The sequence below is a fragment of the Paenibacillus auburnensis genome (assembly GCF_927798115.1).
In the GTDB taxonomy this organism is placed as follows: Bacteria; Bacillota; Bacilli; order Paenibacillales; family Paenibacillaceae; genus Paenibacillus_AQ; species Paenibacillus_AQ auburnensis.
The window spans coordinates 42758-62710 of record NZ_CAKMMG010000004.1 but is presented as its reverse complement, the minus strand read 5'-3'; the positions used below and the strand labels follow the sequence as shown (position 1 = coordinate 62710).

Below are 19953 nucleotides of genomic sequence, written 5' to 3'. Positions count from 1 at the left end.
CGTATAACTGGATTTTCATCGTATAAACTCCTGTTAAAAGTTGTTCTCTAAAGAGACGATTCATATAACTACGCCTTTTACCGCTAAATTTACCTTCTCCAGAAAAATCAGGTATTCGTACTTCAGGCTGTCCATTTGCTGGTTGGATTGATTGAGCTGTTGGACAGTCTTATCCACTTCAGCCAAAGAGGCTAGACCCATGCTGTTTAAGGTCCGGATATCCTTCAAGGCCTGCTCAATCCGGCTATAGTCTTCTAATAACTGAACGTTCCTCTGACAGAGGTCATTGGCTTCGCTTTTGTAGCCCGTGAGCTTCAACTCCAGCTGCTGCTGGAGGATAGTTCTCTGTTCCAGCTGGCTGGACCAGAGAACATGATAGTAATTTTTGAGTTCAATCTCAGATGGCAGAACGGCATCATAATTGTCCTGGGCCAGCTTCACTTTTGCATCCTGCTCTTTTAACTCCAGACTATCCTCGATCTTGATAACCGTACTGAAGCTACCCGGCTTTGGAATTGCAGGCAGAGCTGGAGGGGAGAAAATAATTTCGCTGAACGCAGACAACCCAAGTTCCTGCTTAAAAAGCTCCTTTTGTGCCTTCAGACTGCCCAAGTTACGTTCAATTGCTGTTTCCTGCTGCTGCGCCTTAACCTGGGCGGCCTCCAAATCCTTTTTAGGGAGAAGTCCGGCATTATATAGGACAAGCGCATCATCCGCCTGCGTGTCCAAATATTGCTTGTCCTTTTGCTGATACTCAATATTCATTTGTGAAGAGCAGAGCTGGTAATACTTCTGGATGGTGTCATAACGGACTAACGCCTCTGATTTCTGTATTTCTAACCTGCTGAGTGTCTGGTTACTCTCCAAGGAGCGCAGCTGATCGCTGTATTCTAAAAGCTGGCTGTTCTTTAGCTCCTGGTTGTAGCTGTTCTGGCTGACGGTTTGTGCCTGTATCCATTGATTAATGGAGGTGTTAATCATGATTTGCAGGGTGATCGATTGTTGAACGCCAGCTTTATCCTCGTCACTTAGTTGATCGTAATTTGGAATACTCTTCAGAAAATCATTAAAAGAGACAGACAGTAGGCTGCTTGCTGCAGTGACGTTCTTATCTTCCAGCTTTTTCTTCACAGAAGTAATATAAGACAGATGGGCATCGTTCTCGGCCACCTTCCAATTGGAAAGCTTGAGATCGGAATAATGATCCAGCGCAAGCCTAATGGCTTCGTCCAAAGAAAGAGTCTTGACGGTGGCAGCCCCTGCAGAATCGGCAAAGACTGCCCGGGGATCCGATGTAATCACAATTAAGCAAACAAATACAAATAGCAGTGTCTTCTTAATCATAAGCAGTTTTTCTCCTCTAATCCTTAAGATTAATCTTCTCAAGAATGAAATCAATGATTTTTTTGGAATCGGTAATCACAGAAGCGTTGGCCGTCATCCCGATACGTAGCTCTCCACGTTCTCCCCGGCGGTTAGTGAGTGGGCTATTGGGAATAGTGGCTTCTGCCAGGTAATAGCTTAAACCGTCCTGCTGAACAACTGAATCTGTACTAATAGAAGTAATTGTTCCCCGAAGGGAGCCGAAGCTTTGTTTCGGGAAGGCTGTAAAGCTTAAATCCACCTTGTCGCCTATAGATATTTTTCCGGCTTCTGCATTAGGAACGGCAAGGCTCATCTTGTATTTCGATTCATTGGTAGGAATGATTGTAAGTAGTGATTCCCCGGCTTGCACCATATCTCCAATGGTGGTATCTTTCAAAATATTGACGGTACCAGCTATCGGAGCGGTAAGAACAGTCTTCTCCTGCCCGAGTTCAAGCTGCTTCACATTCTCCTGCAGGGCAGTTAGGTTCTTCTGCTCTTCTTCAATTAAGGCATGTATCTGCACGATACGGTCAAGCTTAAGTTTCTCCAAAGCCGTTTTTTCAGTCGCTAGATTAAGGGTCTGCTGCTTGTTCAAATCTTCCTGCTTGTCGGATAACTGCTGCTCCTGCAATTTAATCGCCTCCCGTTCGGATGAAGGCGTATCCTTGCCTTCATTCAACAAATCCAGGCTAACTTGTAATTCTTTTAACTCTTGAGCGTAACCGGTAATGTTGCTTTGCGCCCCTAGCAAGGACTCCTGCTGGTATTGGCTGGTCTGTAGCTGAGCGTTCTGATACTGCTGATGAGCTGTATCTATCTGTGATTTAGACATTAGACGTTCACCGAGACTCGCGGAGCGGTCATAGTCCGCTTTTTTGTCTGCGGCAATATTTGTTAATTGCTCATATTTGATCTGATAAGTATTGTATTGTTCTGTCCTCTTAGCATCTGAGACGGGCAGCAGATTGCGTCCGGTCCGGATAGACTGCTCAAGCAACTTCTCATTAGTCAGCTCGGTATACAGCAGGTTTTTTTTTCTTTCCAGGTCCTGTTTATCCAGCAGTGATTTTGTCTCGCTGGCATTAAGGTTGGCAGAAAGGGTTTCCCGGGAGCCTATGTTCTCATGAACAGCCGCTGCAAGCTGATCATTTGTCGCTTCAAAGCTCTGTTGCTGAACGTTATATTCCAGAAGAAACTGCTCCACCATATCACTGTAATAAGCCTCTTCGGTCTTGCCCGCAGAGAATAGATTGTGCAGATCATGTATGCTTTGCTTATAACGTTGCAGATACTCGATTTTACGGATTAGCTTACTCAGCTGATCATGCTGCTGGGCCAATTCCACATCTAAGTCCTTATGTTCAAAGCTCAGGAGCTTCTCGCCGCGCTGAACCTTCATGCCTTCACGGATATAGACTTGTTCGACTTTGCCGGTTAACGCCGATTGAATTGTACTGACCTTTTCGTTCGGTCTGACAATGGCTGATGCTTTGGCGACCACATCCATCTTTCCGAAGAAGGACCAGGTGAAAGCGGCTGCCAGTAAGATAAGTACAATGAACATAAAGATAGATATCACAGGGTTGGTTTTGGACTCCATGATTTCCCTGCTGTCTGACATTTCCGAGAGATCGTGAATGATTCCGCTCATCTGCTTATACCTCACCTATTCCTACTGCATACTGGATCTGCTGTTCTTGTTTGCTATCGATTCCAGGCAGCTGATCTTTCCACAACCCGTAGTATTTTCCACGATTATTTAACAAATCCCCATGCGTTCCGTGTTCGATGATCCGTCCGTGCTCCATTACATAAATTCGGTCACAGCGCATAATCGTGCTTAACCGGTGGGCAATGATAATGGTCGTCATATTTTCAAAGGCATTAATCGTCTCAGATACCGCTTTTTCCGTGGTGGAGTCCAGATTACTTGTGGCTTCATCCATGATGAGGATATCAGGGTGCTTTAAAATTGCTCTGGCAATAGCCAGCCGCTGCTTCTGTCCCCCGGATATATTGGCAGCATTTTCCTCGAGCATTGTGTTGTAACGGAGTGGCAGCTGATTGATGAAATCATGCGCTTGGGCAGTCTCGCAAGCCTGGATAATCTGTTCCAGTCCGGTTTCATGCTCCATTCCTAGGCAGAGGTTGTCACGGATCGTTCCACTGAAGAAGAAGGTATCCTGAGAGATATAAGAAATTCTCTGTCTTAGGCTGTCGAGATGAATATCTTTAATATTGGTGTTATTAATTAAGATTTCACCAGCCTCATGCTTATAAAACTGCATGATTAGCTTGATCAGAGTCGTTTTCCCAGAGCCGCTTTCACCGACAAAGGCAATTTTTTCGCCTTCATGGAGATGGAGGTCAATATCATGAAGCACCATAGAACGTGTCCCGTAGCGGAAGCTGACATTACAGAACTCGATATCACCTTTTAGGGAAGCAGGCTGAAGTTTTTGATCTTCATCTTCGTGTTTTTCTGCTTCTAGGTCTAAAATCTCTCCCAGTCTGTCAGCTGCCACAACGGCTGTTTGCAGCGTAGGCTGCAGGTTAATGAGGTTTTGTATAGGATCCAGGAAGTAAGCCAATAGCGAGTTATATGTAAGAAGCTGCCCCATGGACATTTTGCCGGCTAAGACCTGGCTTGCTCCGACCCAGAGAATGACGACACCGCCGATTAATTGGACAAATCCCTTAAGTGAGCCCTGGACATTATTAAAAATCCCAAAACTGAATACGGACCTTAAGAAGGAAATGAATTTCTGTTCCGTTTCAAACCCGACATTTCTTTCGGCATTGTATGCTTTGACTGTTTCTATCCCATCAATAGATTCCACCAGATAGGAGGTGAGTTGGGCATTCTTCTCCATCTGCTCCCGGTTTAATCGGTCGAACGGTTTGTGGAAACCCCATACTAAGGCCAGATATAAAGGGACCATGAGCAGGGTGACCCCAAAGAGCAAGCCACTTTGTGAATAGAGAATTATTGCGCCTGCCATAACCATTATAATGTCGATCATTAAGGTCAAGGTGGCACTGGAGATGGCATCACGCACTTTGGAGGCATCCATCAGCCTGGAGATGATTTCCCCAGTCTTACGGGTACCAAAAAAATTCATCGGCAGTTTCAAGACATGATGGTAATAACCGAGTATGAGTGAGATATCCAACTTCTGACTCAGGGTAAGAAGGATGTGGCTTCGGAACGCATTCAGCAGAATTTTAAAGATATATAAGATTATCACCCCGGCTGAGATGATATTTAGAGTCTTTTTTAGTCCAAAGGGAAGGATCTCATCTATTAAAAATTGAAAATAGAACGCAGAAAGAATACCTAACACGGTATATAATATGGATGTTAAAAAAATCCCCAGCAGCATTCGCTTCTGTGGAATCAGTAGTCCGAAAAAACGGGCAAACAGCCCTTTGGTCAGGTCCCCCTTCTTAAATTGCGGAGTGGGGACCATCAAAATTAGAATCCCCGTCCATATTTGAAAAAATTGCTCCGGTGTATATTTCACAATACCTTTTCCGGGATCGGCGACGATGACCTCTTTTTTTGAGATTTTATGAATGACAACATAATGCAATAAAGTTTGGTCAATAACGACATGAGCAATGGCGGGGAGAGGGAAGTTATCAAAGAAAGCTTCTTGATTTCCCTTTACGGCTTTTGCTGTAAATCCCAATTTTTCAGCAGCTTGAACTACTCCCCAGGCGCTTGTTCCCTGATGATCAGTACCGGAAATTTGCCGGATTTTAGAAATGGGATATTTAAGCCCATAATGTTTGGAAATCATAGCAAGGCAGGCCGCCCCACAATCTTTTAAATCATGTTGTTTGATGAGTATATATTTCCTAAACAAAGCGATCCCACCTAAGCTCTTAATAATAAGAAGTTTAATCACATAAAAATATTATGAAAAAGAAGAAAAACCGCGATATGTTCCCCACGGTTTTATTTTAATTATGATATTATGGAAAAACAGAAAAACATTAGTTCTAACTCTTATATAGATTACCGAATCTTTTTTCGCAAAAGTAAACTGCTGTTACAAGAATGGAGATCAAGGCCCAAGAAATCAACACTGTAGAATTTGTGAATGGATTTTGTTCTGCATGGATTCCTTCGATAAGCGCAAAAGAAACAAATAGCAAATCCACCCAGCTTAGAAGTACTATCGTTCGGGCAAGCTTGCGTACGCTTTGTTCTCCACGGGTCAGATTATAGTTATAAATTGAACTGGTGAACATAAAGAGTAGGAAAGAGATGAAGAACATTACCATTACTGCAGTGGTGAAATCTGCTTCTTTAGCGTAATGCTTGTATATGAAATCAACAATAAGCAGAACGTTTGATACTACGGATAGTATGGCCAGGGCAAAGGTATAAGGTAAAATTCTTTTCATAAGGCTACACCCGGTTTCATCTAAAAAGTAAGTTTTATAATATACTACACAAAGAGATGTAATTGAACTACACAAGTCTGAAGATTTTAGATTCTTATTTCATTCCGTTATAAATATAATCTGCGGCAGCGCCCAATCCGCCGTAATAGGACAGCACAACAGGGATAGTTATTTCAGGTGCAGTAACCAGGGCCGCTACACTACCTGCTGCTGTAACTACACCAAGAGCGACTTCAAACCAGTTTTTCCCACCGTCGATAGTATTCAATTCATCCATGCCAAGGGTTGTGAAATTAGAGCTTAGTACCAGTTCCATAAAAAATCTCTCCTTTTTTCTTATAAACTAGACTTGTGTAGTATAGTATAAAACCCCTTATTGATTTCCATAGCAAACGATATACCTTTTTCGATGTTGGAAAAATATCCCTTGCTGTATATTTACTATTTTTAGCTGATTTGATATTATATCTTCCTAATTCTTTGAAATAAACAAAATATTATCTGTTTTTGCAATCAAGTGATTTAAATCACAAACTATTTATGGTAATTCTAATATCTTTATCTGTACGTAAGGCGATAATTGTGCGAGGTGTTATTTATGATTGCTCCCAAGATAAAACAGTGGTGTGAGCCTAAAGATCTGCAGGAAACTCAGCTGGAATCTTTTCGTCAACGGCTCTTTTCAGAGGCAACGGCTAACAATGAATTCATACTTTCTCAGGTTAAAGAGAATATGTCTGTTTACAATGAGGCTATGGTGTACTCCACACGTGCAGAGATGAGTGAAATAGGCCAATACATCCCCATCCCCTACATTGTGTTTCTGGCGAACGCAGAAGGCTGCGTGCTTGATCTAATATGTTCTTCGGAGAAGCTGGAGTCAGAGATGCAGCAAGCTGGACTATGCCCGGGCGTGAATCTCGGTAAGTCTGTTTCCGGCCTGAATGCAGTCTCACTCTCCATGGAAATGAACTGTATGGGGATAGTCAGGGGGGAAGAGCATACCGATCCAGCCTTTGAAAAATGGAATTGTGTATGCGCGCCTTTATTCGTGGATGGCAGCATACAGGGCTATGTGGATATCTCCTTTGGTGTGGAGCAGCAGATCGAGTTTGCCATCCCGTTCGTACAGCAATTAGCGGAGAATGTTACGGATAAATGGATGAACCAAAATATAGACTTGCAGAAATACAGATTGGATATGAGTTTTGGCGAATACAAGCTGACTGCGAGGGAGAAAGACGTTGCTTCACTGTGGCTGTCGGAAAAAAGCGCGCTGCATATCTCCAGTGAACTCGGCATTAGCGAAGGTTCTGTACGCAATGTGGTTAAGAGTATTTATTTCAAAATGAATGTAAATGACCGCTGGCAATTCACCAAGAAACTTATGCATTAATGAATGATTACGGTTAAGAGAAAGAGCTTCTGCTTGAAATCATATATAGATTGAAAAAAAAGCGGCTATCCGCGAGGCCATCAGGCCCCGGGATTAGCCGCTTCTTTGTTTATGGCTTATTTATAAATTAGCCGCAGGAACAGTTCAATACCGGCTTCCGCGCAGCCTGGGTCTCATCCAGACGGCTGATCTCCGTAGTGTGCGGAGCGTTGATCACGATCTCCGGCGTTTCCTGGGCTTCCTTGACGATCTGGATCATCGTTTCAATGAAGCCGTCGAGCGTTTCCTTGCTCTCGGTTTCGGTTGGCTCGATCATCATGCACTCTTCGACGGTCAGCGGGAAGTAGACGGTCGGCGGGTGGTAGCCGAAGTCGAGCAGCCGTTTGGCCACGTCCAGTGTACGCACGCCGTACTGCTTGAGATTCCGGCCGGACATGACGAATTCATGCTTGCAGACACCCGGATACGGGATTTCAAAATATGGCGCCAGCCGGTGCATCATATAGTTGGCGTTCAGTACGGCGTTCTCGGAAACCTCACGCAGGCCGTCTGGTCCGTAGGTGCGAATATAGGCATAAGCGCGGACAAGGATACCGAAGTTGCCGTAAAAAGCTTTGACCCGGCCAATCGATTCCGGTCCGCCGTAGTTCAGTGAGAAGCTGTTGTCTTCATTCTGGACTACAGTGGGCTGCGGCAGGAACGGAATCAGCTTCGCCTTCACACCGACAGGTCCTGCTCCCGGACCGCCGCCGCCGTGCGGGGTGCTCATTGTCTTGTGGAGATTCAAATGCACGACGTCGAAGCCCATATCGCCCGGGCGGGTAATGCCCATGATCGCATTGGAGTTCGCTCCATCGTAATAGAGCAGTCCGCCGGCTTCGTGGACAATCGCGGCGATTTCTACGATCTGAGTCTCAAACAGGCCGAGCGTGCTGGGATTCGTCAGCATCAGCGCAGCGGTGTCGCTGCCGACGGCTGCTTTCAAGGCTTCAAGATCAACCATTCCTTTAGCATTGGAAGGAATCGTTACGGTTGCAAGGCCCGCAGCTGCGGCGCTGGCCGGGTTGGTGCCATGCGAGGAATCCGGCACGATGACCTTCGTGCGGGTCTCGCCGCGGCTTTCGTGGTAGGCGCGGATCATCATCAGCCCAGTCCATTCGCCATGGGCTCCGGCGGCAGGCTGGAGGGACACAGCATCCATACCGGTGAGTGCGGCCAGATCCTTTTGCAGGGTATACATCAGTTCAAGTGCGCCCTGAATGCTTTCTTCCGGCTGGTAAGGATGGATCTTGGCCAGACCTGGGAAGCGGGCGACATCTTCATTAATCTTCGGATTATATTTCATCGTACAGGAGCCGAGCGGATAGAAGCCGTTGTCGACACCGAAGTTGCGGCGGGAGAGTGCAGTATAGTGGCGGATGACATCCACTTCGGATACTTCCGGCAGTACAACTGGCTCGCTGCGCAGCAGTCCGGCCGGAATCAGCGACTCCATCGCCTCATCTTCAGGAACATCGCACACCGGCAGGGAATAGGCTGAGCGGCCGGGACGGCTAAGCTCAAAGATCAGACTTTGTTCCGGTTTCATATACAGCCCTCCAATAGCTTAGCGAATTGGTCGATTTCAGACTTGCTTCGTTTCTCGGTGACGGCAACCAGCATATGTCCGGCGAGTTCCGGATAATCACGGCCCAGATCATAGCCACCAATAAAACCTGCTTGAATCAGCTTCGAGTTAATCTCGCTGACGCTGCTTCCTTCCGGAAGCTTCAGGACGAATTCATTGAAGAATGGCGAGGTGAACGCAGGGGCTGCACCAGCCAATGCTCCAAGCTTGCCTGCAGCATAATGGCTCTTGCGGATATTCAGCCCGCCAACCTCGCGCATGCCTTCTTTGCCCATCACGGACAAGTATACGGAAGCGCACAACGCCAGCAGCGCCTGGTTGGAGCAAATGTTCGAGGTCGCCTTCTCGCGGCGGATATGCTGCTCGCGAGCCTGAAGGGTTAGGACGAAGCCGCGTTTGCCGTTACGGTCCACCGTCTGGCCGACGATCCGGCCCGGCATGCGGCGCATCAGCGGCTCCGCTACGGCGAAGAAGCCGCAGGTTGGACCGCCGAGTGAAGCGGGAATGCCGAGCGGCTGCGCGTCGCCGACGACGATGTCGGCCCCGAGCTTGCCCGGCGTTTCCAGAACGCCCAGCGCCAGCGGGTTGGCGCTGACCACGAACAGGCCTTTAACCGCATGGATCAGCGGTTCGATGGCACCGAGGTCCTCAATCGCCCCGAAGAAGTTCGGGGACTGCACCAATAATGCAGCAGTATCAGCGTCGATGGCTTCAGCCAGCTTAGCCTGATCGGTTACGCCGTCTTTATAGTCAATTTCCACGACTTCCAGACCCCAGGCGCCGGCCGAAGTGCGCAGTACCTGGCGTGCCTCCGGGTGAACCGTGCGGGAAACAATCAGTTTCTTGCGTTTCGTAGCACCTGCCGCCAGGACAGCCGCTTCCGAGAAAGCAGTAGCGCCGTCATACATACTGGCATTGGCTACTTTCATGCCTGTTAGCTCACAAATGTAGGATTGAAATTCGAAGATCGCCTGCAGCTCGCCCTGGCTGATCTCCGGCTGATATGGGGTATAAGCTGTATAGAATTCCGAACGGGAAATGACATGGTTGATGACAACCGGGATATGGTGGTCATAGAGCCCGGCGCCGAGGAAGCTGGTGTGGGTATCGAAATTGGCATTTTTGTCGGCCAACTCTTTCATATGGCGGAGCAAAGCGTATTCATCCAGAGCTTCCGACATCGGCATCGTGCCCTGATAACGGACAGCCTGCGGAATATCGGAGAACAATTCTTCCATGGACTGGATTCCGACCGCTTCCATCATCTCTTGGCGGTCTTGTTCAGTCATCGGCAGATAGCGGTGTTTCATTGCGGCTTCACTCCTTGGCTCTTTTTGTAGAACGGCGCTTTGACGACGGCAGCCTTCAGCTGCTTGCCGCGGATCTCCACGTAAACTTCTGTGCCGATTTCACTGTAGGCTGCATCCAGCAGCGCAAGTCCGAGATTGCGTTTCAGTGTAGGGGACTGGGTTCCGGTGGTCACTTCCCCGATCTTCACGCCATCCGCGTAAACGGGGTAATGGGAGCGGGGGATACCCCGGTCGATCATTTCCAGTCCCACGAGGCGGCGGGGCAGTCCGGCTTCCTTCTGCTTCACCAGCGCTTCCTTGCCGATGAAGCCGGCTTTGTCCAGCTTGACGAAGAACTGCACGCCCGCTTCCAGCGGGGTGATGTCCGCCGACAGCTCCTGGCCGTACAGCGGCAGCTTCGCTTCGAAGCGGAGCGTGTCACGCGCGCCGAGACCAGCCGGCGTAAGTCCGTGCTTGCTTCCGGCTGCAAGCAGGCCGTTCCACAAGGCGGCCGCTGTATCCTGCGGGGCATACAGCTCGAAGCCGTCCTCGCCGGTGTAACCGGTACGGGAGAGGAGCACCTCTACGCCGCAGACCATGGCGTGCTCGATGAAGTGAAAAGGCTTCAGTTCAGCGACCGGGGCCGAAGTAACTTCGCTGAGAATGCTCTCAGCCAGCGGGCCCTGGAGGGCCAGCAGCAACGTTTCGTCCGAGACATTCTTCAGGCTGACTCCGCTGAATTCAGCAGTGAGATGCTCCTGCAGCCACTGGAAATCTTTGTCGATGTTGGAGGCATTGACGACGAGCATGTAGCGTTCTTCGCCGAGGCGGTAGACCAGGAGATCATCTACAACTCCGCCGTTAGGGTAGAGCATCAGGGTATACTGCGCCGCGCCGTCAGTGAGGCGGCTGACATCATTGGTCGTCATTTGCTGCAGGAAGGCTTCCGAGCCGTTGCCGGAGACCATAAATTCCCCCATGTGCGATACATCGAACAATCCAGCCTGCTGGCGGACCGCTTCATGCTCCTTGATGATTCCAGTGAACTGCACCGGTAGCTCCCAGCCGCCGAAATCAATACATCTGGCCTCTGCATAAGCGGAATAAAGGTCGTAAAAAGGCGTTCTTTTCAAAGCATCCATGTGCTCACTCCCTTGGTCTAATTACTTGCAAGCAAAAGCGGCCATTCCGCTCCCGGAAGGTTACGGTGCAATAAAAAAAGGACAGAGCGGAGGCCAAATACGCGCTGCGCGCATAAATAGCCATCCGCTCTGTCCTTTGTACCTGAGAGTTACCCTGCACAGCATCAAAAGCCGGCAGGTTTCCCCGTTGGTGATCAGTACGCTGCGTGTGCAGGGCCTGATGCTCTCCAGAGATGCGTCCGGCAAAGGTCCTTTTGCCTGAGAGATTCACCCGCTTTGGGGCTTACTCCTTCGGCGCTGTCTTCGTGAGACAGTCTCTCCCTATGCCATCATTCGCCAACCATATGTTTTCTGCTGTCTCCATTAAACCGGGTATCGAGCTGCGCTGTCAACAAAAAAACGTCAAAAAGATGACAAATTTAAATTTCCTGTCAGTAATATTGACATTGCGGAGGACGATAACTTAGTCTATAACTAAATTTACAACACCAAATTCGGAAATGAGGCGGCTTGAAATGAGTGAAGTGTTAGACAACCTGCGATACAGCGAAGAGCACGAATGGGCGCAGCAGGGTGAAGGACGCGTAGTACGGGTCGGGATTACGGATCATGCCCAGCATTTGCTTGGCGATATCGTATTTGTGGAATTTCCGGAAGTGGGTTCAGCTATTTCTGCCGGCGACAGTGTAGGCAGCATTGAGTCTGTAAAGACGGTTTCCGAATTATATTCACCGGTCTCAGGAAAGGTGACCAAAATCAACGATGCGCTGGAGGCCAGCCCGGAATTAATCAATGACGAGCCATACAGCGGCGGATGGATCTTTGAACTGGAGCTTGACGGCGGGTATGACGAGGCGGTTTCCGGACTGCTGGATGCGGCTGCTTACCGCGAATTGATCGGGGAATAATACTTGGATTTATAAAATTTTTCAGACAAAAAAATGGCTGCCGCTCCTTTTTCGGAAGGAAGCAGGCAACCGTTATTTACAGGACGGACTTCACACATGATTAAACACTATGTGCGGAGTCTGTCTTTTTGCGTTGCTGTGGGCTGAAATCTGTGGATCTCCGGCTGGAAAATGCTACTGCTCTTGCAGCTGGCGCAGTACAATCAGTTCTACCCGGCGGTTCTTCTGGCGCCCCTCTGCGGTCGAATTATCGTAAGCGGGTCTGGTGTCGGCATATCCTGCATACTGGAAGGTAGCGGGGCTCAGCCCCTCACTGTCCAGGAAAAAGCGCAGCACCGAAAGGGCGCGGGCACCCGACAGCTCCCAGTTGTCACTGTACCGCGAACCGGCAGATACCGGTGTATTGTCCGTATGCCCTTCGATGCTGACGGAAGCCCCGATGCCGCGGAATAATCCGGAGAGCTGGCGTAAGGCGGGAAGCGCAGGCGGCTTCAGCTCGGCTCTGCCGACATCGAACAGAAAGCGGTCGCTCAGCGTAATTGCTATGCCCTGCGGCTTGTCCGCCACAAAAATCTGGTCGCCAAGATTATTATCTTCGACATATTTAGTGATAACCCCCATTAGGGCAGCCAGCTTAGCTTCCTGCTCGCGAAAAGCCAGCTCCCGCGCCGACGGCGGCACATTCTGGCTCTCCCCGGAGGTACTGGTGTCTGCATTTGGGTTCCCTGATTCCGGACCCTCGCTCTTTCCGCCATTTCCGCTGCCGCTTTCTTCTTCCGTACCGTTCGCGGGGCTGTTGCTGTTCTGACTTCCGTTTTCCCCGTCCAGCAGTCCGCTGCCGCCTTCAAGAACAGGATTCCCGGCCTTAAAAGTCTCGGACAGCGACCCGGTGACGATTTTATATTTTTCCGTATCCAGGCTGCTCATAGCGTACATGATGACGAAAAAAATAAGCAGCAGCGTAATCAGATCCGCATAGGTAATCATCCAGCGGTCCCTGGGTTCATGTGCGCTTCCCCTGCGGCTGCGTCGGTTTCTCTGCCTCATAGCAGGCCTCTTGTAGGGCTGTCTTTATCCGCTGCTGATTCCGTCACAAAAGAGCTCAGCTTCTTGCGCACGAGCTGAGGATGATCCCCGTTCTGAAGGGCTAGTATGCCGACGAGAAGCATTTCCATGCTGTTCAGCTCCGTTTGACTGCGGGATTTGATTTTGGAGGCGATGGGTAAAAATATTAAATTAGCGCTCGCTACACCGTATAAGGTTGCTGTAAATGCGACGGCAATGGATGAACCCAAATTGGACGGGTCGGAAAGATTGCTGAGTACATGAATAAGTCCCATGACGGTGCCGATGATGCCCATCGTCGGAGCGTAACCTCCGGCTGCTTCAAAGATTTTGGCATAGCTTTCATATTTCAGTTCTTTGGCATCCATATCCAGTTCCAGGATCTGACGGACCTGATCCGGATCAGTTCCATCGACGATGAGCAGCAACCCCTCACGGGTAAAGGGATCGGGATGCTCCTCAGCCTGCTCCTCCAGTGCGAGCACACCGCCCCGCCGTGTAATGGCAGCCATTGATACTAACTCTTCAGCTTTTACAGAGCTGGTATCCGGCTGTCTGCCAAAAGCAATGCGCAGCGCAGAAGGTATGGAACGCAGTTTGGAGGCAGGAAAGCTGATAAGAACAGCGGCAAACGTTCCTCCGAATACAATGACGGCGGCGTTGGGCTGCAGCAGTCCGGACAGGTTGCCCCCTTCCCAGAAGAAACCGCCGACAAGTGCGGCCAGTCCAGCCAGGAGGCCGATAATTGAGGTGATATCCATAGGATCAGTCTCCTTAGTTTTCAATATATTATGGTTTGCATCAAGATAGGCAACACTGTATAATAAACGGGAACACGCATTCTTATCTTCCATATTTATTTGCATCGTATGGGATCAGGACAATCAGACCACAATTATAATATATTAGTATATTTTAGACGATAGAGGGGAGACGGGCAAATGAGCGACATTGTCGTCAGTACGAAGACTTTTAAACTGGAGTCCGAGTATACACCCCAGGGCGATCAGCCTCATGCCATAGAGGAGTTATTGAACGGCATCCGGCAGGGCAAGAAGCACCAGACGCTGCTGGGAGCAACCGGTACAGGGAAGACCTTTACGATTGCACAACTGATATCCAAGCTAAACCGGCCCACATTGGTTATCGCACACAACAAGACGCTGGCTGCACAGCTGGCAAGCGAGTTCAAGGAGTTCTTTCCGAGCAATTCCGTTGACTACTTCGTCAGCTACTACGATTACTACCAGCCAGAAGCCTACATTCCCTCCTCCGACACCTACATCGAGAAAGATTCCAGCATTAATGAAGAGATAGATAAGCTGCGGCACTCCGCAACCAGCTCCTTGTTTGAACGGCGCGACGTTATTATTGTGGCGAGCGTATCCTGTATTTACGGTCTCGGTTCGCCGCAGGAATATGGAAGTCTCCTGCTCTCTTTGCGTGTAGGCATGGAGAAGCCGCGCAATCAGATTCTTAGCCGGCTCGTGGATATCCAGTATCAGCGCAATGACATCAATTTCGTACGCGGCACGTTCCGTGTGCGCGGTGATGTCATTGAGATTTTCCCGGCATCACAGGGAGAACATGCCATCCGGGTCGAGCTGTTCGGTGATGAGATTGAGCGGATTACCGAGATTGATGTCCTGACCGGAGAGCTTATCGGTGAACGCGATCATATAGCGATATTTCCGGCCTCTCACTTTGTTACTCAAGAGGAGACAATGCGGGTTGCGCTGGTCAATATTGAACGCGAGCTGGAGGAACGGCTGGCGGTGCTCCGCGAAGCAGGCAAGCTGCTAGAAGCCCAGCGTCTAGAGCAGCGGACCCGCTATGATATCGAAATGATGAAGGAGGTCGGCTTCTGCTCCGGGATTGAGAACTATTCCGGACCGCTGACCTTCCGGGAACCGGGAGCGACCCCGTACACCTTGATGGACTATTTCCCGGATGACATGCTGATTGTCATTGATGAATCCCATGTCACACTTCCGCAGATCCGGGCTATGTACAACGGTGACCGGGCGCGCAAGACTGTGCTGGTGGAGCATGGATTCCGCCTGCCGTCTGCGCTGGATAACCGGCCGCTGCAGTTCGAAGAATTCGAAGACAAAGTGAAGCAGATCGTCTATGTGTCAGCAACCCCTGGCCCTTACGAAATGGAACATTGCGACACGATGGTGCAGCAGATCATCCGGCCTACCGGTCTGCTGGACCCGATTATCGAGGTGCGCCCGACAGAAGGGCAGATCGATGATCTGATCAGCGAGATCCGTGAACGCGTAGAGCGGGACGAACGGGTGCTGGTGACTACACTTACGAAGAAGATGTCAGAGGATTTGACCGATTACTTCAAGGAAATCGGCATCAAGGTCCGCTACATGCACTCCGACATTAAGACGCTTGAGCGGATGGCAATTCTGCGTGACCTCCGTCTCGGTACGTTCCATGTCCTGGTGGGTATTAACTTGTTAAGAGAAGGACTGGATTTACCGGAGGTATCCTTAGTCGCGATTCTCGACGCGGATAAGGAAGGCTTCCTCCGTTCGGAGCGTTCTTTGATCCAGACCATCGGCCGTGCAGCCCGTAACTCGGAAGGCCGTGTTATTATGTACGGCGATCGCATCACGGACTCCATGGAGAAGGCGATCAGCGAGACCGAACGCCGCCGGGCGATTCAAATTGCCTATAACGAGAAGCATGGCATCACTCCGACGACAATCAATAAAAAGATCCGCGAAATCATCGAGGCCACCAAGGTGGCCGAGTCCAAAGCCGAATATCTCACTGGTGTGGGCGGCAAGATGAATAAGAAAGACAAACAAAGCCTGATGCAGCGTCTGGAAGCTGAGATGAAGGATGCCGCCAAGAACCTGCAATTCGAACGCGCCGCCGAGCTGCGTGACGCTTTGCTGGAGCTGCGTGCCGAATAAAGCAATACTTTCAAGTACGAACCGGAACGGCGCTTCCCAGGCCGTTCTTTTTAGATAAAGTGTCTTATGCCTCCCAAAGGGACAGGCAGTTGTCAGTTAGCGTATCCCGAAGGGACAGCCGCAGTTAAGCAGTTAGCGCATCCCGAAGGGACAGCCGCAGTTAGTCAGTTGGCGCATCCCGAAGGGACAGCCGTAGTTAAGCAGTTAGCGCATCCCGAAGGGACAGCTGCAGTTAGCAGTTAGCGCATCCCGAAGGGACAGCTGCAGTTCGCAGTTAGCGTATCCCGAAGGGACAGCTGCAGTTCGCAGTTGGCGCCTCCCGAAGGGACGGCCGCAGTTAGCAGTTAGCGCATCCCGAAGGGACAGCTGCAGTTAGCAGTTGTTAGTTGGTACCTCCCGAAGGGACAGCCCCCGGAGCGTCTGCATACCAGCGGTCCCGTAGGGATAAGCGCTCTTAGCACCAAGGTAACTAAGTCCATCCCGCCACACTCCTTCGCCTACCCTTGCGGGTGTCCAGAGGGCGCAGCCCTTGGGGCCCTCCCTTGGCAAGGGAGGGTTTGGGAGGGATCGAAAATGTTTTCCAAAAATATTTCCGCATTTTAAATTGGAGGTTTTACCGTTGGCGAACGAAAACATAGTAATCAAAGGCGCGAGGGCGCACAATCTCAAGAACATTGACGTAACGATTCCGCGGGACCGCTTCGTTGTGCTGACGGGACTTAGCGGCTCCGGCAAATCATCGCTTGCGTTCGACACGATCTATGCCGAGGGACAGCGGCGTTATGTGGAATCCCTCTCAGCTTATGCCCGCCAGTTCCTGGGTCAGATGGAGAAGCCGGATGTCGATTCGATTGATGGCCTGTCTCCGGCAATCTCGATTGACCAGAAAACTACGAGCCGTAACCCGCGCTCGACGGTAGGAACGGTAACGGAGATTTACGATTATCTGCGCCTGCTGTTTGCCCGAATCGGACATCCGCACTGCCCGGATCACGGCATTGAAATTACATCGCAGACCGTGGAGCAGATGGTTGACCGGATTATGCAGTATCCCGAGAAGACCCGGCTGCAGATTCTGGCACCGGTCATTTCCGGACGCAAAGGCGAGCATAAAGGCCTGTTCAGCGACATCTCGAAGCAGGGCTTCGTTCGTGTGCGTGTCGATGGAGAGCTGCGCGAAGTTACGGAAGAGATTGAGCTCGAGAAAAATAAGAAGCATACCATAGAAGTTGTAGTAGACCGTATCGTCATTAAAGACGATGTGCAGACCCGGCTGACGGACTCCCTGGAAACGGCATTGAAGCTGTCCGGCGGTCAAATTCTGGTGGATATTATCGGCCAGGAGGAGCTGCTGTTCAGTTCGAATTTTGCCTGCCCGGTGTGCGGCTTCAGTATTGAGGAGCTGGCCCCGCGGATGTTCTCCTTCAACAGTCCTTTCGGGGCCTGCCCGGAATGCGATGGTCTGGGGATGAATATGGTTGTCGATCCGGATCTGCTGATTCCTGACCCGGAGAAATCGATCGAAGAAGGTGCCTTTCTGGCTTGGACCGGCAGTACCTCTAATTATTATCCGCAGTTTCTAAAGTCGGTCTGCGAGCATTTTAAGATTCCGCAGAATGTTCCGGTAAGCACGCTGACACCTGAACAGATGAATAAGCTGCTGCATGGAACGGGCAGTGAGAAGATCCGCTTCCGGTATGAGAATGACTTTGGCCAGAAGAAAGATGCGCTGGTTGCCTTTGAAGGAATTATTCCTAACCTGGAACGGCGTTACCGGGACACTGCTTCCGAGGGGATCCGTGAATTTATCGAAGGCTTCATGAGCGCCAAGCCTTGTCATGTCTGCAAGGGCAAACGCCTGAAGAAGGAAATTCTCGCTGTTACGATCAATGACCGCAATGTGGCAGATGTGACGGATCTTTCTATTGGCGACTGCCAAGAGTTTTTTGCGGGTCTTGTACTAAATGAGAAGGAAACGGCCATTGCCCATCTCATCCTCAAAGAGATCAGCAGCCGGCTCGGCTTCCTGGTCAATGTAGGTCTTAATTATCTGACACTCAGCCGTGCGGCGGGATCGCTGTCAGGCGGTGAAGCCCAGCGGATCAGGCTAGCTACCCAGATCGGCTCCAGTCTGATGGGAGTTCTGTATATCCTGGACGAGCCCAGTATCGGCTTGCATCAACGGGACAACGACCGTCTGATCTCCACACTGGCGCATATGCGCGATCTCGGAAATACTCTAATCGTGGTTGAACATGATGAGGATACGATGATGGCTGCTGACTATATTATAGATATCGGCCCGGGTGCAGGGATTCACGGCGGGAACGTGATTGCCCAAGGCACACCTCAGGAGATTATGAATGATCCGAACTCCTTGACCGGGGAATATTTGAGCGGACGCAAGTTCATTCCGGTCACCTCCAAGCGGCGGCCGACCGATGACCGCTGGATCGAGATCCGCGGAGCGAAGGAGAACAACCTGAAGAACGTCAACGTGAAGATCCCGCTGGGTGTCTTTACGGCTGTGACCGGCGTCTCCGGTTCAGGCAAGTCCTCCCTGGTCAACGAGATTCTCTATAAGAGTCTGGCCCGGCAGTTGAATAGAGCAGTGAAGGTCCGTCCGGGTCTGCACAAGGAAATCCGCGGCCTGGAGAACCTGGATAAGGTCATTGAGATCGACCAGTCACCGATTGGCCGTACTCCGCGCTCGAATCCGGCAACCTATACCGGGGTATTCGACGATATCCGTGATCTATTCTCCAAAACCAATGAAGCCAAGGTACGCGGCTTCCAAAAAGGCCGGTTCAGCTTTAACGTGAAGGGCGGACGCTGTGAGGCTTGCCGTGGAGACGGAATCATAAAGATTGAAATGCATTTCCTGCCGGATGTTTATGTACCTTGTGAAGTGTGCAAAGGCAAACGCTATAACCGGGAGACCCTGGAAGTGAAATATAAAGGCAAGAGCATTGCGGATGTGCTGGAGATGACTGTAGAGGATGCCACCGAGTTCTTCAAGAACATTCCGCGTATCCACCGCAAAATGCAGACACTGCTGGATGTGGGCCTTGGGTATATCAATATTGGCCAGCCCGGAACGACATTGTCCGGCGGCGAAGCCCAGCGCGTGAAGCTGGCTTCAGAGCTGTACCGCCGGAGCACAGGTAAGACGCTTTATATTCTGGATGAACCGACCACTGGGCTGCATGTCGACGATATCGGCCGTCTGCTGGAGGTCCTGCATCGTCTAGTGGACTCCGGCGAATCGGTCCTAGTCATTGAACATAATCTAGACGTGATCAAAACGGCAGATTACATCATTGATATGGGTCCAGAAGGCGGTAGCGGCGGCGGAACTGTACTGGCAACAGGAACCCCGGAGAAGCTGATTACCGTTGAAGAGTCCTATACCGGCAGATATCTGAAACCCATCCTGATCCGCGATACAGAGCGGACGGAGGCCATGGAGCTGCAAACGACAGAAACCGTATAGTAATCTATTGCGGTTATTGTTAGGGCGCAATGGTAGGATGCGACCCCATAAATAGTGTTAGGGTGAGTAGTTGGAATAAAGCAAACTAAATTACTCATTTCCGCGGATTTGGAGGCTTTAGGTGGAAAAGCTCCATTTAATTCACCCTATAGTTGCCAAATATGTTTGAACCGGAAGATTTAGTTGGACTTTTTCCCGCTACTTCGGCCTGGAACCAGATTAGGCCAAAATTAGTGGAGAAATTCCCTTTAATAGCAACCAGCCATCCAAACCAGAACACGCCGCACGCGGTCATCCCGCATGCGGCGTGTTTTGTGTA

The 19953-nt window shown here is 50.2% G+C and carries 14 protein-coding genes and 1 riboswitch; of the genes, 4 read left to right on the top strand and 10 right to left on the bottom strand.

Features of this window, described 5'->3' with window-relative positions:
* Positions 1 to 60: 60 nt before the first annotated feature.
* The 5 genes from L6H70_RS15950 to L6H70_RS15930 form a co-directional block, all read right to left on the bottom strand.
* A complete protein-coding gene (locus L6H70_RS15950; RefSeq protein WP_236334830.1) occupies positions 61 to 1344 on the bottom strand; it encodes a TolC family protein in 1284 nt (427 codons plus the stop codon).
* Between the two features lie 16 nt (positions 1345 to 1360).
* Complete coding sequence (locus L6H70_RS15945; protein WP_236334828.1) at positions 1361 to 3019, bottom strand: beta-barrel domain-containing protein; 1659 nt, start codon at positions 3017 to 3019, stop codon at positions 1361 to 1363.
* Positions 3020 to 3023: 4 nt separating this feature from the next.
* Positions 3024 to 5237, bottom strand: coding sequence for a peptidase domain-containing ABC transporter (locus L6H70_RS15940; protein ID WP_236334826.1), 2214 nt, complete (start codon positions 5235 to 5237; stop codon positions 3024 to 3026).
* A gap of 136 nt (positions 5238 to 5373) precedes the next feature.
* Positions 5374 to 5781 carry a hypothetical protein gene (locus tag L6H70_RS15935; RefSeq protein ID WP_236334824.1) on the bottom strand — a complete coding sequence of 136 codons (408 nt, stop codon included), beginning with the start codon at positions 5779 to 5781 and terminating at the stop codon, positions 5374 to 5376.
* 94 nt (positions 5782 to 5875) lie between these two features.
* The gene (locus L6H70_RS15930) at positions 5876 to 6097 is read right to left on the bottom strand and encodes a hypothetical protein (protein WP_236334823.1); all 222 of its coding nucleotides are present in this window, start codon (positions 6095 to 6097) and stop codon (positions 5876 to 5878) included.
* Positions 6098 to 6559: 462 nt separating this feature from the next.
* Here L6H70_RS15930 and L6H70_RS15925 point away from each other — a divergent pair, with 462 nt between their 5' ends.
* Positions 6560 to 7177 carry a helix-turn-helix transcriptional regulator gene (locus L6H70_RS15925; RefSeq protein ID WP_236334821.1) on the top strand — a complete coding sequence of 206 codons (618 nt, stop codon included), beginning with the start codon at positions 6560 to 6562 and terminating at the stop codon, positions 7175 to 7177.
* A gap of 127 nt (positions 7178 to 7304) precedes the next feature.
* Here the strand turns inward: L6H70_RS15925 and gcvPB are convergent, their stop codons facing one another.
* From gcvPB to gcvT, 3 genes are read right to left on the bottom strand one after another with little or no spacing between them, the layout of a single operon-like run.
* Positions 7305 to 8765 carry an aminomethyl-transferring glycine dehydrogenase subunit GcvPB gene (gene gcvPB / locus L6H70_RS15920; RefSeq protein ID WP_236334819.1) on the bottom strand — a complete coding sequence of 487 codons (1461 nt, stop codon included), beginning with the start codon at positions 8763 to 8765 and terminating at the stop codon, positions 7305 to 7307.
* Positions 8762 to 10114: an aminomethyl-transferring glycine dehydrogenase subunit GcvPA gene (gcvPA, locus tag L6H70_RS15915; RefSeq protein WP_236334817.1), complete on the bottom strand. Its 1353-nt coding sequence runs from the start codon at positions 10112 to 10114 to the stop codon at positions 8762 to 8764. The genes gcvPB and gcvPA overlap by 4 nt, the downstream gene beginning before the upstream one ends.
* Positions 10111 to 11235: a glycine cleavage system aminomethyltransferase GcvT gene (gene gcvT, locus L6H70_RS15910; protein ID WP_236334815.1), complete on the bottom strand. Its 1125-nt coding sequence runs from the start codon at positions 11233 to 11235 to the stop codon at positions 10111 to 10113. Before gcvT ends, gcvPA begins: the two co-directional genes overlap by 4 nt.
* A 236-nt stretch (positions 11236 to 11471) precedes the next feature.
* A riboswitch (glycine riboswitch) is annotated at positions 11472 to 11568 on the bottom strand.
* Between the two features lie 182 nt (positions 11569 to 11750).
* Here gcvT and gcvH point away from each other — a divergent pair.
* On the top strand, positions 11751 to 12143 hold the full coding sequence (gene gcvH / locus L6H70_RS15905; RefSeq protein ID WP_236334813.1) for a glycine cleavage system protein GcvH: 393 nt from the start codon (positions 11751 to 11753) through the stop codon (positions 12141 to 12143).
* 174 nt (positions 12144 to 12317) lie between these two features.
* Here gcvH and L6H70_RS15900 read toward each other — a convergent pair whose 3' ends face one another.
* Both L6H70_RS15900 and L6H70_RS15895 read right to left on the bottom strand, forming a co-directional pair.
* A complete protein-coding gene (locus tag L6H70_RS15900) occupies positions 12318 to 13190 on the bottom strand; it encodes an OmpA/MotB family protein (protein WP_236334811.1) in 873 nt (290 codons plus the stop codon).
* Entirely contained in the window at positions 13187 to 13969 is a 783-nt protein-coding gene (locus tag L6H70_RS15895) for a flagellar motor protein (protein ID WP_236334809.1), read from the bottom strand. Before L6H70_RS15895 ends, L6H70_RS15900 begins: the two co-directional genes overlap by 4 nt.
* A 180-nt stretch (positions 13970 to 14149) precedes the next feature.
* Between L6H70_RS15895 and uvrB the strand changes: the two genes are divergently transcribed.
* On the top strand, positions 14150 to 16141 hold the full coding sequence (gene uvrB, locus L6H70_RS15890; RefSeq protein WP_236334806.1) for an excinuclease ABC subunit UvrB: 1992 nt from the start codon (positions 14150 to 14152) through the stop codon (positions 16139 to 16141).
* Between the two features lie 619 nt (positions 16142 to 16760).
* Positions 16761 to 19634: an excinuclease ABC subunit UvrA gene (uvrA, locus tag L6H70_RS15885; protein ID WP_236334804.1), complete on the top strand. Its 2874-nt coding sequence runs from the start codon at positions 16761 to 16763 to the stop codon at positions 19632 to 19634.
* The last annotated feature ends 319 nt before the right edge of the window (positions 19635 to 19953 follow it).

Excerpts from the sequence above, each read along its gene's own strand:
- L6H70_RS15945 (WP_236334828.1), bottom strand. The coding sequence starts at position 3,019 with ATGAGCGGAATCATTCACGATCTCTCGGAAATGTCAGACAGCAGGGAA.
- gcvT (WP_236334815.1), bottom strand. The coding sequence starts at position 11,235 with ATGGATGCTTTGAAAAGAACGCCTTTTTACGACCTTTATTCCGCTTAT.
- L6H70_RS15950 (WP_236334830.1), bottom strand. The coding sequence starts at position 1,344 with ATGATTAAGAAGACACTGCTATTTGTATTTGTTTGCTTAATTGTGATT.
- L6H70_RS15930 (WP_236334823.1), bottom strand. The coding sequence starts at position 6,097 with ATGGAACTGGTACTAAGCTCTAATTTCACAACCCTTGGCATGGATGAA.
- L6H70_RS15935 (WP_236334824.1), bottom strand. The coding sequence starts at position 5,781 with ATGAAAAGAATTTTACCTTATACCTTTGCCCTGGCCATACTATCCGTA.
- L6H70_RS15925 (WP_236334821.1), top strand. The coding sequence starts at position 6,560 with ATGAGTGAAATAGGCCAATACATCCCCATCCCCTACATTGTGTTTCTG.
- uvrB (WP_236334806.1), top strand. The coding sequence starts at position 14,150 with ATGAGCGACATTGTCGTCAGTACGAAGACTTTTAAACTGGAGTCCGAG.
- gcvH (WP_236334813.1), top strand. The coding sequence starts at position 11,751 with ATGAGTGAAGTGTTAGACAACCTGCGATACAGCGAAGAGCACGAATGG.
- L6H70_RS15900 (WP_236334811.1), bottom strand. The coding sequence starts at position 13,190 with ATGAGGCAGAGAAACCGACGCAGCCGCAGGGGAAGCGCACATGAACCC.
- gcvPA (WP_236334817.1), bottom strand. The coding sequence starts at position 10,114 with ATGAAACACCGCTATCTGCCGATGACTGAACAAGACCGCCAAGAGATG.
- L6H70_RS15895 (WP_236334809.1), bottom strand. The coding sequence starts at position 13,969 with ATGGATATCACCTCAATTATCGGCCTCCTGGCTGGACTGGCCGCACTT.
- gcvPB (WP_236334819.1), bottom strand. The coding sequence starts at position 8,765 with ATGAAACCGGAACAAAGTCTGATCTTTGAGCTTAGCCGTCCCGGCCGC.